This window comes from Spirosoma liriopis, from assembly GCF_023196085.1.
Lineage (GTDB): Bacteria > Bacteroidota > Bacteroidia > Cytophagales > Spirosomataceae > Spirosoma > Spirosoma oryzicola.
Genome location: NZ_JALPRF010000007.1, coordinates 92,377 through 105,705, shown reverse-complemented (window position 1 = coordinate 105,705; position 13,329 = coordinate 92,377). Strand labels below are relative to the sequence as shown.

At 50.1% G+C, this 13,329-nt stretch carries 11 protein-coding genes; 4 read left to right on the top strand and 7 right to left on the bottom strand.

What is annotated here, in order from left to right; all coding sequences use genetic code 11:
* Positions 1 to 39 precede the first annotated feature (39 nt).
* From M0L20_RS25645 to M0L20_RS25635, 3 genes are all read right to left on the bottom strand, one after another.
* Positions 40 to 3,222: a cellulose binding domain-containing protein gene (locus M0L20_RS25645; protein ID WP_248480006.1), complete on the bottom strand. Its 3,183-nt coding sequence runs from the start codon at positions 3,220 to 3,222 to the stop codon at positions 40 to 42.
* 850 nt (positions 3,223 to 4,072) lie between these two features.
* Positions 4,073 to 4,639 carry a hypothetical protein gene (locus M0L20_RS25640; protein ID WP_248480005.1) on the bottom strand — a complete coding sequence of 189 codons (567 nt, stop codon included), beginning with the start codon at positions 4,637 to 4,639 and terminating at the stop codon, positions 4,073 to 4,075.
* Between the two features lie 226 nt (positions 4,640 to 4,865).
* A complete protein-coding gene (locus M0L20_RS25635; protein ID WP_248480004.1) occupies positions 4,866 to 5,435 on the bottom strand; it encodes a DUF1353 domain-containing protein in 570 nt (189 codons plus the stop codon).
* A 788-nt stretch (positions 5,436 to 6,223) separates the two neighbouring features.
* On the opposite strand from M0L20_RS25635, the gene M0L20_RS25630 reads away from it, so the two are divergent.
* A complete protein-coding gene (locus M0L20_RS25630) occupies positions 6,224 to 6,379 on the top strand; it encodes a hypothetical protein (RefSeq protein ID WP_248480003.1) in 156 nt (51 codons plus the stop codon).
* Between the two features lie 943 nt (positions 6,380 to 7,322).
* On the opposite strand, the gene M0L20_RS25625 is transcribed toward M0L20_RS25630, so the two are convergent.
* The 4 genes from M0L20_RS25625 to M0L20_RS30200 all read right to left on the bottom strand — a co-directional run bounded on the left by M0L20_RS25625 (position 7,323) and on the right by M0L20_RS30200 (position 8,703).
* The gene (locus M0L20_RS25625; protein ID WP_248480002.1) at positions 7,323 to 7,712 is read right to left on the bottom strand and encodes a hypothetical protein; all 390 of its coding nucleotides are present in this window, start codon (positions 7,710 to 7,712) and stop codon (positions 7,323 to 7,325) included.
* 358 nt (positions 7,713 to 8,070) lie between these two features.
* Positions 8,071 to 8,349, bottom strand: a complete 279-nt coding sequence (locus tag M0L20_RS25620) for a helix-turn-helix domain-containing protein (protein WP_248480000.1) — start codon at positions 8,347 to 8,349, stop codon at positions 8,071 to 8,073.
* 5 nt (positions 8,350 to 8,354) lie between these two features.
* The gene (locus tag M0L20_RS30205; protein ID WP_262924021.1) at positions 8,355 to 8,555 is read right to left on the bottom strand and encodes a recombinase family protein; all 201 of its coding nucleotides are present in this window, start codon (positions 8,553 to 8,555) and stop codon (positions 8,355 to 8,357) included.
* 1 nt (position 8,556) lies between these two features.
* The gene (locus tag M0L20_RS30200; protein ID WP_262924020.1) at positions 8,557 to 8,703 is read right to left on the bottom strand and encodes a recombinase family protein; all 147 of its coding nucleotides are present in this window, start codon (positions 8,701 to 8,703) and stop codon (positions 8,557 to 8,559) included.
* A gap of 475 nt (positions 8,704 to 9,178) precedes the next feature.
* Here M0L20_RS30200 and M0L20_RS25610 point away from each other — a divergent pair, with 475 nt between their 5' ends.
* From M0L20_RS25610 to M0L20_RS25600, 3 genes are read left to right on the top strand one after another with little or no spacing between them, the layout of a single operon-like run.
* Positions 9,179 to 9,967 (top strand): 2Fe-2S iron-sulfur cluster-binding protein, encoded by a 789-nt coding sequence (locus M0L20_RS25610; protein WP_248479998.1) that lies wholly within the window; start codon positions 9,179 to 9,181, stop codon positions 9,965 to 9,967.
* A 22-nt stretch (positions 9,968 to 9,989) separates the two neighbouring features.
* The gene (locus M0L20_RS25605; protein WP_248479996.1) at positions 9,990 to 11,018 is read left to right on the top strand and encodes an FAD binding domain-containing protein; all 1,029 of its coding nucleotides are present in this window, start codon (positions 9,990 to 9,992) and stop codon (positions 11,016 to 11,018) included.
* A 28-nt stretch (positions 11,019 to 11,046) separates the two neighbouring features.
* Positions 11,047 to 13,329 (top strand): xanthine dehydrogenase family protein molybdopterin-binding subunit, encoded by a 2,283-nt coding sequence (locus tag M0L20_RS25600; RefSeq protein WP_248479994.1) that lies wholly within the window; start codon positions 11,047 to 11,049, stop codon positions 13,327 to 13,329.

The window sequence follows — 13,329 nt, the reverse complement described above, 5'->3', positions numbered from 1 at the left end:
GACGATCCAGGCCTTATTGGTTGAGGGTGTGTTTAAAAATTAAGGTCTCAAGAGCTTGATTTGTTGGCGTTGGGTAGCCGTACTCACATCCAAGAGAAAAATACCCTGTGCGTTAGCCAAAGGCAAACTCACCCGTTCAACACTACCTGCCTCCTTGATGCTCTGACCATGCAGTGTCTTACCTTGCAGATCTACTAGCTTCAGCTGTACGGTTTGGCCACTTACCCCGCTGATCTCTACCTCCGCTGATTGGCCGACGACCGGGTTGCCCAGTACCTTTACCTCTAGCAACGACCCCGCTTCCGGCACTGCTTCGCGGGTACTGCCTGTGCCACTCGGTTCGGTACCGTAGAAGATGGTACCGTTCTGGTAAGCCGTGATGCGGGGGTTAAGCGTGAAGCTGCTATTGTTGATGTAAGAGTAATCGTCGCTCTGAACGAACTGGCTATAATCCTGCTTGGTTACCTGGATCTCCAAAGGACCCGAATCACCGTTGGGGGCCAAGCTACCGGCTCCCCCGCTGAAGCTGTACTCGATGTAGCCCGTAGCCCCCTGACGAGCAGGATCGAGCGGTACGTAGCGCAGGTTGAGGTTGTTCTGGCCGATCTGAATGTAATTCTTCTGGAAGTTCAGCGGGATGGTATTCTCCGTGGTCAACCAGTAGCGCAGCGTGATGGTGCTATACGCAATCGGCGTGGTACCCGCGTTTTGCAACAGCAGGTAGGGCTTGATGGTGTTGTTGTTCAGCTGGCCGTTGTCGGGATCACGTGAAAGCACTTTGAGCGTGGGCGCCACTACCGTGACCGTGGCCGTAGCGGTGGGGCTGGTGCAGCCGTTGCTGGTGCAGGTAGCCGTAAAGCTCTGGGTGCCCAAATTGGCCGTTGAGACCGCCAGCGTGCTGGCATTGCCCCCACTCCAGTTGATGGAGCCGCCCTGGCAGCCCGACACCGTCAGAATCACATTGCCCGTGTTTTGGGAGATGGTCAGGTTACTCACCCCCGCCGGGTAAGACCCGCCGGACTGGGTGGTGATGGTAGGGGGCTGGGGTACTTCTTTGACGCTAACCAGTTGGCTGGCCGTGGCCGAGCAGCCGCTGCTGTTGGTGTAGGAATAGACAACCGTATGCTGACCGACCAACAGACTAGCGGGGTTAAATACCGTAGCGGTACTGCCATCAACCGTAAAAACCCCACCCGAGGGTGAACCCAGTAGCGTCACCGCTGTTGTCCCCTGGCAGTAGCTGTCCGCTAACCCTACGATCGAAGGATTCGGCAGGGGGGTTACGGTGTAGGTAACCGGGGTGCGATCACTCTCGCAACCGCTACTGTTGAGCTGACTCACATAATAGGTCGTTGATCCGACGGTGCTGGTTGGCGGAGTTGGCGCTGTACTCGAACCTGTGCCGCCCGTAGACCTGGTGTACCAACGTAGGTTCGAGCCTTGGGTGACACTTCCTACCAGCGAAACCGGGGTGCTGTTCTGACAAACGCTGACATTGTTAGCACTGGGAGCCAGCGGTTTTTCATTGACCGTTAAAGTTGCTGTGGCGGTAGCCGAGCAGCCATTGCTGGCCGTACCCGTCACCGAGTAGGCTCCGCTCACGCCGGCCGAAATGCTGGCGGTCGTTGCCCCCGTACTCCAAAGATAAGCATCAGCGCCCTGGGCCGTAAAGTTCGCCGTTTGGCCCTGGCAGATCGTCTGGGAAGCCGGATTGATGCTCACACTGGGTGGCACGGGGCTAGTCAGCGTCACCGTTACACTATTGGTGCCCGTACAACCACCACTGCTCAGGCTGAAGCCGTAATAACTGCCGCCACTCAGCCCTGCCAGCACAAAGCGGCTGTCGGCTACGGTGACCGTTTTGGTCTGCACGCCACTCAGTCCGCTGATGCGATAGTTAAATGAGTACTCCCCCCCGGCCACACTGGTGGTAAAGCCGATTTGGCCGTTGGGCGTATCACAGCGGGAAGAGGAGGCCGTGCGGGCATTATCTAGACTTAGCGTCGGGGTGGGCAACACGGTGAGCTGGCCCGTGGCCGTTGCGGTGCAACCGTTACTGGTCCGGGTACCGGTGACGGTATAAGTACCCGCAACGTTAACGCCAATTGTGGCTGTATTGGCCCCGTTACTCCAGCGGTAGGCGTCGGCACCCGATGCCGAAAAGTACGCATCCCGGCCGGAACAGATGGTCTGACTGGTTGGCGTTACAACAACGGGAGGGGCCACCGTGTTACTAGTGACCGTCGTAGTCGCAATGGCGGAGCAGCCCCCGGTCACCGACACGGTGACACTATAGGGACCACTCTGGCTGACGGCCGCCGTCAGGCTGCTGGGCGAACTGGCCTGAGCACCGGGGCTGTAGGTGTAACTGGCACCCGACGGACCACCGGTAGTTGTCAGGATGACGCTGGTCTTGGCGCAGGTTAAGGGTCCGTTGTTGCTCAAGCTTGGGAAGAAGGGCGCATTGACTGTGATTTGTTGCGATGCGCACGCACCGGGGGTTACGCAGCCCCCTTCGCCCCGTGCATAGTAAGTTGTGGTCGATCCAGGGCTTACTTGTATGGCTGAACCGGTACCGACCGGCGTGCCTCCGCAGCTCCCCGAATACCATATCCAATTGGTGGCGTCGTTTAAGCTTCCGCTCTGGATGGTTAAGATGGTGTTGCTTCCGGCACAGATAGACGTTCGTGTGGCGGAAATAGTCGGAACGGTTGGCGCAAAGCACGTACTCTCTACCACAGTCGACACGACCGTGACTCGAATTGACCAGCTGGTTCCAACACTGTAATCAACTGAGGCAAGACCAACGTATGGATTACTCTCAGAATTGGGTCCCAAGTCCCCCGTGCGGGTGACGTTTACGCCACTGCTGTTTGAAAAGGAAGCCGACGAGTAGCCGGGGTAGCTGTCGGCAAAGGAAACAAATCCGGATGGTTGCTGCTGACTGTTCCCCCCCGAAGCCTGAAGGACCGCTTTGGTTATCTTGAAGCCAACGGGTATAATCACCTTGAATGCATCCTGCTGGTCATTTGGCGTTTGAATCGTACCCGAGAAGGTGTAGTCGCCAGCCTGATTTAGTGTATAAGTGGTTGCGCCCGCAATGCCCGGAAAATCGTTGCCTTCAGAATAATTAGTCTGCGCGTATGCGGAAAAGGTTAATGCCATTCCACTAATGAGCAGACACAGATTGGCAAAAAGATAAGACGTAGAAATTTTTCTCATAAACGTACTTGGTTGTCTTGACTATTACTAAATTGATTTGATTGATAGAATTTATAGATTTCACACGCAAACTATTAAGCCAAAGGGCTAAAAAAAGCGTCTCGTACACATACAAATATACTAGTATTTACATATATACAGTAACGAAAATGAGGCTGTTTTGGCTGAACGTGACCTCATTAGCTACGCCTTATCAATCATTAATTCCTGTACATATGAATCAACAAATGTCCTGGGAATCGGTAGCAAAGATAAACCGAAGCTAGGGGGGCAACTATCGCAAATCGCCCAAAAACTATAACATTTATCCCAAATTGACCTGCTAGTCGGCCTGCGCGCTACAGGAAGGGCCCTGGAATAGCTCAATGGTCTTCATCAAAATAAGTTTGTCCAAATCGGCTCAAAATTGCGGAGATAAGTTTTCACCAGCGGGCCAAAAAGCATCATGAGGGTGCCAAAAATTCAAAACAGCATATAGTAAAGGGTTAAGGTGTTAGATATATGAAGAGAAAAATCACCCCGTGGATCGTGATCGTAAAGGAACATCGCCCGCCAGGCGAAAAAACAAGACTGACAACCACTGAGCCGGGGGCTCTTGAGTGTGTCAAACGCTGGTGCAAAATTAGACTAACTCCCTCAGGGAGAGGTACCACATTTCACCCAAATTGAGGCAAAACGGTCATTTTGATAGCCTACGTACGTCTTAATTGGCCTAAATCAGTTAGTGTAGCCAGTAAAGTTTTACTTCAAGTAGACTACTGCGAAGATATGGCTTGGCAAGACTGTATTTAACAAAAAAGCCCGATCTCATCTGAGACGGGCTAACACGGTAGAGAATATACAATCTTTATTAACCAGCCTCATGTAATTCTTGGTGACTAGCCAGCGAGTTTAATAGTAGCCAAGCAAGGATTACACCAAGCAGATCAAATGTGTTACTAATTAGTACTGGCCAAACATGCAGAAAGCTACCGGCTAGTGCCGTAAGCTTAATAGCAACCAAGCCTTGAACTAATCGTTTATCAACAATCCCCTCTAATGGCAACAAATCAATGTATAACAAAGACGTACCTATCCATATCAAGATGTAAGCCAAACCGTTGGCGAAGCTGGTGAGCATAAACAAGCCCAGTGCATCAGCAAAATCCCCGCGATTAGCAAACGAGCTCCCCGACGAACACCTTTCAGTAGGTAAGATTGACCGACTTGTAAAAAGCTTCGATAGTGAAAAGCTAAAGCCAGAAAAGCAACTAGGGGTAGTAGCATTGTATCCGATGAGATAAATGGTTTGCTCAATAAGATACCTTGCCCCGCTGCTCCTGCCCACCAAGTCATAACCTTTTTTTATCCCACGTACGACCAAAGAAATACGCTGAAATTTATGTTCAGCATTCCCTATATTAGTTGCAGTAACCACAAAGAAAACCCCTTGAGTGCTGCCTACTTTCTGATAAAAAGTACATCGGAGAGAGAACTCAATACGTGGTTTATGTGAACCCTCCCTAAAGAATCGGTAATAAGCCCTCAACCAGCCCCGATTGGACCTAGCAATTGAGCCGCCGATATCAATACATCGAAGAAATTTTTCGTGTCATCATCCATTGGCTTTAATTCTATACGTTGACGTCGCTAATGCATTTGTATCACTGAGCGACCTCTGCTGCCAGATGATGATCAACAATACCTTCGAGTTGTTCAAATGTCATTGTCTCGGGTCGGGACTCAATATCGGCAGCAATTTCCCGGTATGTGTTCTGTACACTTTCCTGGGTAAGTGTTGGCTGAAAACGTCCCCGTACAGCTAACGGCCTAGCGGCAACCGCTTCTGTCCAAAAGCGTACATCAGGAAAGGCTGCCCCTATGCGGACACCCGCATATAATACCCTAGCCTCAAACAGAGTACATCCGCCGGCAAGGCAGGCGTGGTAGAACATTTCATCAGCTTCCTTGCGAGATACAGCCGCATCATCGCAGGCCACATCATGAACGATGGATGCTCGTCGATATTCACCTGTGTAGGGCGAGCCAACCATTGACCAGAGGGCAGCGGGGATACTGGCCCCGTTGACAATACTACCTGCTGGGGCTACCCACTTTCTTCCTTTTGGATCAATGTAGAAAAACTCTTTCTGTACTTTCATCTGCCGATCAGCACCTGGTTCAGTAAGCCATTCGGTAATGGGGTTGCCCGAAAATGAGCCCATATCTGCCATGAGGATAAATAGATTGAATAGGAGGGCTATCTCTGGTCAGCAGTTGACTTCCAGCCGAGAACTAGACCAAAAGTTGTACATCGACTTGAGGCTTCTATTTATCAATTTAGCTCGTTAGTAGCAATATGGCTTTACTTTCCGGTAGCACAAATAGCAAGCTGAATGATCAATAGTTTGAAAGGTGATGAGGCCAGTGTTCTAGATTATTTAAACTAAAAAGTAAAACCTTTATTTGGCTCGTCAGCAAAAGATAGGCTTCAAAAACTATTCACCATGGCGTAAATCAAAGTCTGCACCGATACGATCCAGTCGTTTTCTCAAGAAAATCGGATAGGTGCCGTGAGGGGATGAAAAAAACGAAGTCTACCCACTAAGGTAAAGGTCGACAGTCCCCGATGTTGCTTGCGTCGGTTCAAAATAAGTGTTGACAACTGCCGCAAAGAGATATTTTAGAGCAGATAGTAGCAAAAAGGCACCAAAATGCAGAGTTTATTATGAATGAGGCTATTGTCTTTTTGCGTTTATATTCATTGATAGGCAGAAAGACGTTTTGTTATCTGAAGCATAAGATTTAAGGTGCTTCAGACGGGCAAGAGAGAAGTAAAGCGGAACCATTCCATTCTGTTAAAAAAGCATATACAAGTTTCCTCGAGGGAAACATTCTTTTCGATAAATTCGTATCATTAATGAGGCATTGAAAGGCGCAGAGATGCCACACCAAAGGTGTAATGTGTTTTGTTAAACTTATTGATTAGTTTCTACAAAACCATAACGCAAAGGGCTGACCTATGAAAACGATCAAACATGTAGTCCCTTCGTCGGCCAAGGAAAGTCCGGTCGTTAAGAAAATTCTTGATGACAAACGGGCGCTGAGAGAGCAGCGGGCGAGTGCCAAAAAAGTAAGTTCAAGTGAAACAAAGCCAGACCAACTACAAACCATATAGCTGCGAACGGCAAGACATTTCAACAGGCACTAACTTCTTTTTGATACCGATTATGGAGTGCGCTACGTGGCGCACTTTTTTAATTATGGCTACCTCTTTGTTGCCGATCAGTTAGGCTGCCAGTTCTACTCCTTTGATCTGTTTCCAATTGGGATGTATAAACCCCCTAAGGGTATACCGGAAGATCATTGGCTAACTGCTACCGTTCAGTATCTGTTTGCTCAGCGGTTTGAGCAGTTAAGCAATATCATTATTGCTGTCTACGAAGATTCAGATGGTTCACAATGAACTCGTCGAAGAAAGTTTGAGCACTGGTTTGAAAGTAGCGGTGTCGACTATATAGAGAAGCATGATTTCGATTTTGCTGAAGAGGAAGGAGCACGCCTGGCATCCCTTTTTATTCATACTGACTTTGAAAGAAAGCAGCAGGCCATTGACAACTTCGTCAATGCGGTAGTGAACGGCCACGTCTATCTCTAGTTTATTATCAAATAGAATTAGATCGGTGCAGTTATTCACTAACTACTTCCTTTCATATACGTCTGATAGTGGCTTGTACAATACTACTATTTCCTCAGTGCGTGGCGTGCTCTGCCGAAGGCTTTAGTGGTCTACCAATAAAAACAAATTTGATAAGTCTCTTATCAGTAGCTTGTTAACCAACTATTTTGTGAAAAATGGCCAAAAAAATCGTTGCAGATATGTGACGTACTCTTAGTGTTAACTTCCAACTAGTCAAGGAGATAATACACGGAAAAGCCCGACAGATTAATATTTATTAATTTGTCGGGCTTTCAGCCAGTTTAAAACCTATCAGAGTTTCCTACTTAAAGAGAACGTTGGAGTCAATAAACTCGAATCTTAGTGTAACTCAGACAAAGTGTTATGCACCGTGCACTCTGGTTATTTAACCAAAAACCGTTTGACTAGTCGCTAGATGCTATCAGTTCGATGAACTCGAATTAGTCTTTGACGTTTTTCCTTTACGGCCACCTTGGCTAGATGAGCTACCCTGACTAGAGGTTGAGGTACTCCCTTGGGTATTCATTGAATTGCTTCCTTGATTGCGGTTTCCATTGCTGGTTGAACCATCACTCATTGAGCCGGAACGATTGGACTTGCTGCGGCCTCCCTGGCTGCTGCTATTCATTGACCCCGAACCCATCGTTGAGCCGTTGCTACCATTGCTGCTCGATGATCCATTCTGGGAAGAGGATCCGGTGGTGCCATTGCCGGTACTGCTGCTACTACCACTTGACCCACTTGTTTGCGCCTGAGCATTGAAGGTTGCGATGCCTATCAGCATGGCTCCTAAGATGATTGCCTTTTTCATAACCTTGAGTTAATTGATTAGGGATTTATAGAGAGCTAATCAGAGCCATAACTCGGTGTAGAAGCTTGTGGATTTTATTCTATATACTTTAATGACAAGTTAATCCAGGTTCAATCTTGGAGAGGGTTTAAACCACTCCTCGTGAGGGAACGGTACCTTATCTACTTCTTACTTCTTCTCTTCTCGGACAGCGCCTAGCTTATAACACATATATGGCTATATGAGGTCGTTATAAGATTGTTATACGATTACTGTTACCTGCTACAAGGATTGGAAATTAAGTCTGAATTAGTTTTGGGGATTTTACATATCATTTGTGCTGATAAATGAAGTTTAAAAACACAAAGCTGACGACTTTCTAAATTGTAGTAACTGGCTCTTGACTTGCAGATTCGATCTCAACCCCTATTACACGCAGATACTTGTACAAGGTCGTTTTTGAGAGATGGAACTCGCGGGCGATTTGTTCCACCGAGTACTTGCCTTCCTTGTAAAGACTTTCGGCAATGCGAGCCTTCCACTCACCCGCTTTGGATAGCCCTTTACGACGGCCTAAGAGTTGTCCCCGTCGACGGGCAGAGGCTAAACCCGCCAAGGTTCGCTCTCGAATCACCTCCCGCCGGGTGGCCGGTGCCATCAAATTCAGCCAGACTGGCGAAAATGCGAGAGCCGACCTTGAGCAGTCGTGGTGTCGATAGGGTCGTTCAGACTTACTAAGCCGATGTGTTGCTGCTCGAGCAGCGTGACAATCTCGATCAAATGGTTCAAGAAACGACCCAGTAGATCCAGCTTCCAAATCATCAACGTGTCACCCTCTCGGAAGATGTCTAGTAACTTGTTCAACTCAGGCCGTTAAGTCTTTGATCCACTGGCTTTGTGGTCCGCCACCGCGGTCCTGAATTATTTTGGAGCAGCCGGCTGCTTTGAGGGCATCCAGTTGAAGCGCCAGGTTTTGATCTTGCGTAGAGGCTCGGGCGTAACCTAACTTCATGATAGAATAGTGTCTATCTCACGTCAGAGACGTGAAGGTGAGAAATCTATTTTTGATTCAGAAAGCAGGTTGTGAGCGTTGAAGTTACAGAATTATTAGCTTGCTAATGCTCAACTTAAAAAGCTAGTGTTTTCTAGTAATAATTAACGAGGTTGATCATTAGTCGTTCCTGACTAAAACCGTTCACGAAAAGATTATCTTTTTGAGCGATTACAAGGAAAAGTACAAATTTTATAAACGAAAGCACATGCCTATTTTATATTCAAAATAACAATAAAATACTATTTTGGAAATTTACCTGTTCATGGATACATTGATGGATTTGGTTGTGAATTTTGACCTACTACTCAATACAAAATTTGCTGGATGCATTCAGCTATAAAAAGCTGTATCGTTGCCTGAAAAGTCTATTGTCTAAATCAAAACAAGTCCTGTTTTAAACGCTTATCTTTAGAATCTCCTTCAAACAGACCTCATGGAAGACCAACCTAAGTTTCCGGATCTGAGCGACGCCGAACGAAAGGTCCTTGAAGACCTGATGCCCGATGAAATGAGTGAGATCATTACGTCCGGTTTGAAGCGCCGTCACTTCTTAAAACTCATTACCTGTACCGGCACCAGCTTACTCGCTACCCATTTCCTGGGGATCGAACAGCTCATGGCCCGAACGACAGCCGCCGTACCGGTTCCCCCGGCAATAGTCGAGAACGGTGTCAACGTGGCCTTCAAGCTTAATGGTCGCGCGCAGAACCTGCTGGTGGATTCACGCATGACGCTCTTGGATGCCTTGCGAGAGCGCCTGGCGCTGACGGGTTCCAAAAAGGGGTGCGATCATGGTCAGTGTGGTGCCTGCACGGTGCTGGTTGATGGTCGGTGCGTTCTGTCCTGTTTAACCCTGGCCGCCACCTGTGAGGACAAGGCCGTGACAAGCATCGAAGGGTTAGCGGATGGCGATACCCTTCACCCCATGCAAACTGCGTTTATTAAACATGATGGATTTCAGTGTGGTTACTGTACGCCAGGCCAGATCTGTTCGGCGGTTGCGCTGCTGAGTGAAGCCAAGAACGGCGAAGCCAGTTACGTTACCCAAAACGTGCGTCAGACGGATAAGTCGGTGAAGCTTTCTGATGAAGAAATTCGAGAGCGCATGTCGGGCAACATCTGCCGGTGTGGGGCCTATCCTAATATTGTGGACGCCATTCGCGAAGTGCATGGCGACAAGGCCGTGGCTCAGGTTTGGCAATTTGCCGACGGTACGATTTGATTCTCTTTAGCAATCGTCAATTATGAGACCATTCAAGTATTCAAAGGCTGGTGATGCGGGCACGGCCATTACCCTTGTATCGGCGAATCCCGGTGCAAAATTCTTAGGCGGTGGCACCAACCTGGTCGACCTGATGAAAGAGGATGTCATGCATCCGTCGGAGCTGGTTGATATTACCCGATTAAAACACGCTGACATTGAAAAGACGGCAAATGGTGTAACCATCGGCGGTACGGCTACCAACGCCAGCACGGCTAATCATGCATTAATCCGTCAAAATTACCCGCTCCTCTCGATGGCTATTCTGGCGGGTGCCAGCGCGCAGATTCGAAACATGGCAACTAATGCGGGCAACCTTAATCAACGTACCCGTTGCACGTACTTCTATGATGTAAACATGCCCTGTAATAAACGCCAACCTGGTTCGGGTTGTGGTGCGCTAAACGGAATCAATCGCAACCATGCCCTGTTCGGATGGTCGGAAAAGTGTGTCGCGGTTTATCCATCGGACATGGCCGTAGCTCTGGCCGCGCTGGATGCCCTGGTGCATGTGGAAGGTAAAAATAACGTCAAACGTACCATCGAATTTGCCCATTACCACCGTCTGCCCGGTGATACTCCCGAAAAAGACAACACCCTTAGACCCGGCGAATTAATCACCTCGATTGAATTGCCAGAAAATGAGTTTGCCGACCGCTCGTATTATCTAAAGATCCGGGAACGGTCATCGTATGCCTTTGCGCTGGTATCCGTCGCGGCAGCACTATCGCTGGAAGGCAATCAGATCAAGCAGGTTCGACTGGCCTTAGGGGGCGTTGCGCACAAACCCTGGCGGGCTTCGGTTGCCGAAACGTGGCTGACGGGTAAAGAAGCGACGGAGGTCAATTTCCGGGCAGCCGCCGAAGCCGAACTTAAAAACGCCCGCCCTCTGGAGCATAATAAATTTAAGGTGGCAATGGCTGGAAAAGCCATTACAAGGGCTTTACAGGGGGCTATGCAGGGTGGCGTGTACGGGCTGGAAGGCGGGACCCAAAACGGAATGCCAAAGTAACATCCTTCAACCAACAACGAAGCAGACCATGAGTGAAACCGGTAAACCAATCAGCCGCATCGATGGCCGTATGAAGGTAACGGGCAAGGCAACCTACGCTGCGGAATTTAACCAACCCAACATGGCGTATGCGTTCCCCGTCCGGGCAACGATTGCCAAGGGACGAATCACCGCCCTAGATGACGCGGCCATTAAAAAAGAGCCTGGCGTGCTTCACGTTATCAGCTACAAAAATGCCCTGAAGCTAAAACCCCTGGATCGGTCGGCACAAGCGAAAGCCGGGGCCGCGTTTTTGGGAGAGAACCTGCCGCCTTTACAAGATACGAACGTGCATTACCCCGGCCAGTTCATTGCTGTGGTCGTTGCTGAAAGTTACGAACAGGCCCGCGCAGCAGCCTACAAACTGATGGTGCGGTATGCGGCCCAGAAAGCGGCCACTGAGTTGAAGGCTGCGCTGCCCAATAGTAAGAAGCCGAAGATGTTTATGGGCGAAGAAGCACAGGTGAGTGAGGGTAAGGCCGCGGCTCCACTCGCCCAATCGGCTCATCGCGTGGATAACGCGTATTCTACCCCGGTCGAGCATCATCACCCGATGGAACCACACGCCACGGTAGCCGTTTGGGAAGGTACCGACAAGCTCATCCTCTACGATGCAACCCAGGGCGTGGGACTCACGGGTACGATCGCGGCTTATTTCCTGGGCCTCAAACCGGAGAACGTCCACGTAATCGCTCCTTTCGTGGGGGGCGGTTTCGGTAGCAAAGGTCTTTGGCTTCACACATTGCTGGTTGCTATGGCGGCCAAGATAGCGGGCCGCCCCGTCAAACTGGCGCTGACCCGGCAGATGATGCAGACCAATGTAGGGCATCGCGCAGCAACCATTCAGCGTGTGGCGCTGGGCACGGATACTGCCGGGAAATTGAGCGTACTCCGTCATCATACCGATACGTACAATAACCTGACCGAATTTTTTGAACCCAGTGGTAAACAGTCGCTTGTGCTCTACAAAGCCCCGTTGCGCGAGGTTACCTACAACGTAGCCCAACTAAACCGGGGTACCCCTACGTTCATGCGGGCACCCGGCGAGACGCCCGGCACCTTTGCCCTTGAATCGGCGATGGATGAGATGGCTTATCAGCTCAAGATGGACCCGGTCGCGTTCCGAATCGCGAACCATACCCGTCAGGACCCCATGAAAGGTCATGACTTCTCCAGTGAGTTCTTGATCGACTGCTACCGGATTGGGGCCGAGAAATTTGGCTGGTCGGCCCGCTCTATAGAACCCCGCCAGAAACGGGTTGGCCAATACCTAGTCGGTTATGGCATGGCGACCGCCACCTATCCCGGTGGCCGGAGCGCGGCTACGGTCAAGGTATCCATGACAGCCAGTGGAGCGGTCACGGTGATGACGGCGTCAATCGACATTGGGACCGGAACTTATACCGTCCTGGCGCAAACAGCAGCGGATGCCCTGGGTGTACCCGTGGATCAGATTCAGGTTAAGATCGGCGATTCCAGTCTTCCTCCGGCACCGCTGGCAGGCGGTTCCCAAACGACGGCCAGCATTCACCCAGCAGCGCAGCAAGCCTGCGTGCTGCTGCGAAACGATCTCGCAGCACTGGCCATTGCCGACCCCGCTTCCCCACTCCATGGCCGCAAGCCAGATGAGATTGGTTATGCCAAGGGTAAACTAGTTATTACCGGCGACGAAAAGAAGAGCGATACCTATGCCGCCATCCTGAGCCGGGCTAAGCGGACGGAGCTGGAAGCCTGCGCCACTACCCAGCCGGTTTCCGGTGCGGGCCTTACCGTTCCCAGCGCCCTTTGTACCCCCCGGCAGATTCCCGCTGAACAAAACAGCGATGATAAACACTACGCGTTTCATTCGTTCGGGGCGCAGTTTGCCGAGGTGTGGGTGGACGAGGATTTTGGCACCATCCGGGTGAAGCGCTTTACCAGCGTTCAGGATGTGGGCCGCATTATGAATGAAAAAACGGCCCGTTCCCAAATTATTGGCGGTGTCATTTTCGGCATCGGTGCCGCTTTAATGGAAGCTACGGAGTACGATAAACGCTGGGGCAATCCCGTTGTGCGTACTTTGGCTGATTATCACGTACCCGTTAACCTGGATATCCCGCCCATCGATGTTCATTTTATTGGCAAGCCAGACCCGCATATTTCACCCATCGGTGCCCGGGGTATTGGTGAGATTGGTATCACCGGTGTAGCCGCAGCGATCGCTAACGCCGTCTTTAATGCCACGGGCAAACGGTTGAGAGATCTGCCTATGACACCCGATAAGTTGGTATGA

Excerpts from the sequence above, each read along its gene's own strand:
- M0L20_RS25645 (WP_248480006.1), bottom strand. The coding sequence starts at position 3,222 with ATGAGAAAAATTTCTACGTCTTATCTTTTTGCCAATCTGTGTCTGCTC.
- M0L20_RS25635 (WP_248480004.1), bottom strand. The coding sequence starts at position 5,435 with ATGGCAGATATGGGCTCATTTTCGGGCAACCCCATTACCGAATGGCTT.
- M0L20_RS25630 (WP_248480003.1), top strand. The coding sequence starts at position 6,224 with ATGAAAACGATCAAACATGTAGTCCCTTCGTCGGCCAAGGAAAGTCCG.
- M0L20_RS25625 (WP_248480002.1), bottom strand. The coding sequence starts at position 7,712 with ATGAAAAAGGCAATCATCTTAGGAGCCATGCTGATAGGCATCGCAACC.
- M0L20_RS25620 (WP_248480000.1), bottom strand. The coding sequence starts at position 8,349 with ATGGCACCGGCCACCCGGCGGGAGGTGATTCGAGAGCGAACCTTGGCG.
- M0L20_RS30200 (WP_262924020.1), bottom strand. The coding sequence starts at position 8,703 with ATGAAGTTAGGTTACGCCCGAGCCTCTACGCAAGATCAAAACCTGGCG.
- M0L20_RS25610 (WP_248479998.1), top strand. The coding sequence starts at position 9,179 with ATGGAAGACCAACCTAAGTTTCCGGATCTGAGCGACGCCGAACGAAAG.
- M0L20_RS25605 (WP_248479996.1), top strand. The coding sequence starts at position 9,990 with ATGAGACCATTCAAGTATTCAAAGGCTGGTGATGCGGGCACGGCCATT.
- M0L20_RS25600 (WP_248479994.1), top strand. The coding sequence starts at position 11,047 with ATGAGTGAAACCGGTAAACCAATCAGCCGCATCGATGGCCGTATGAAG.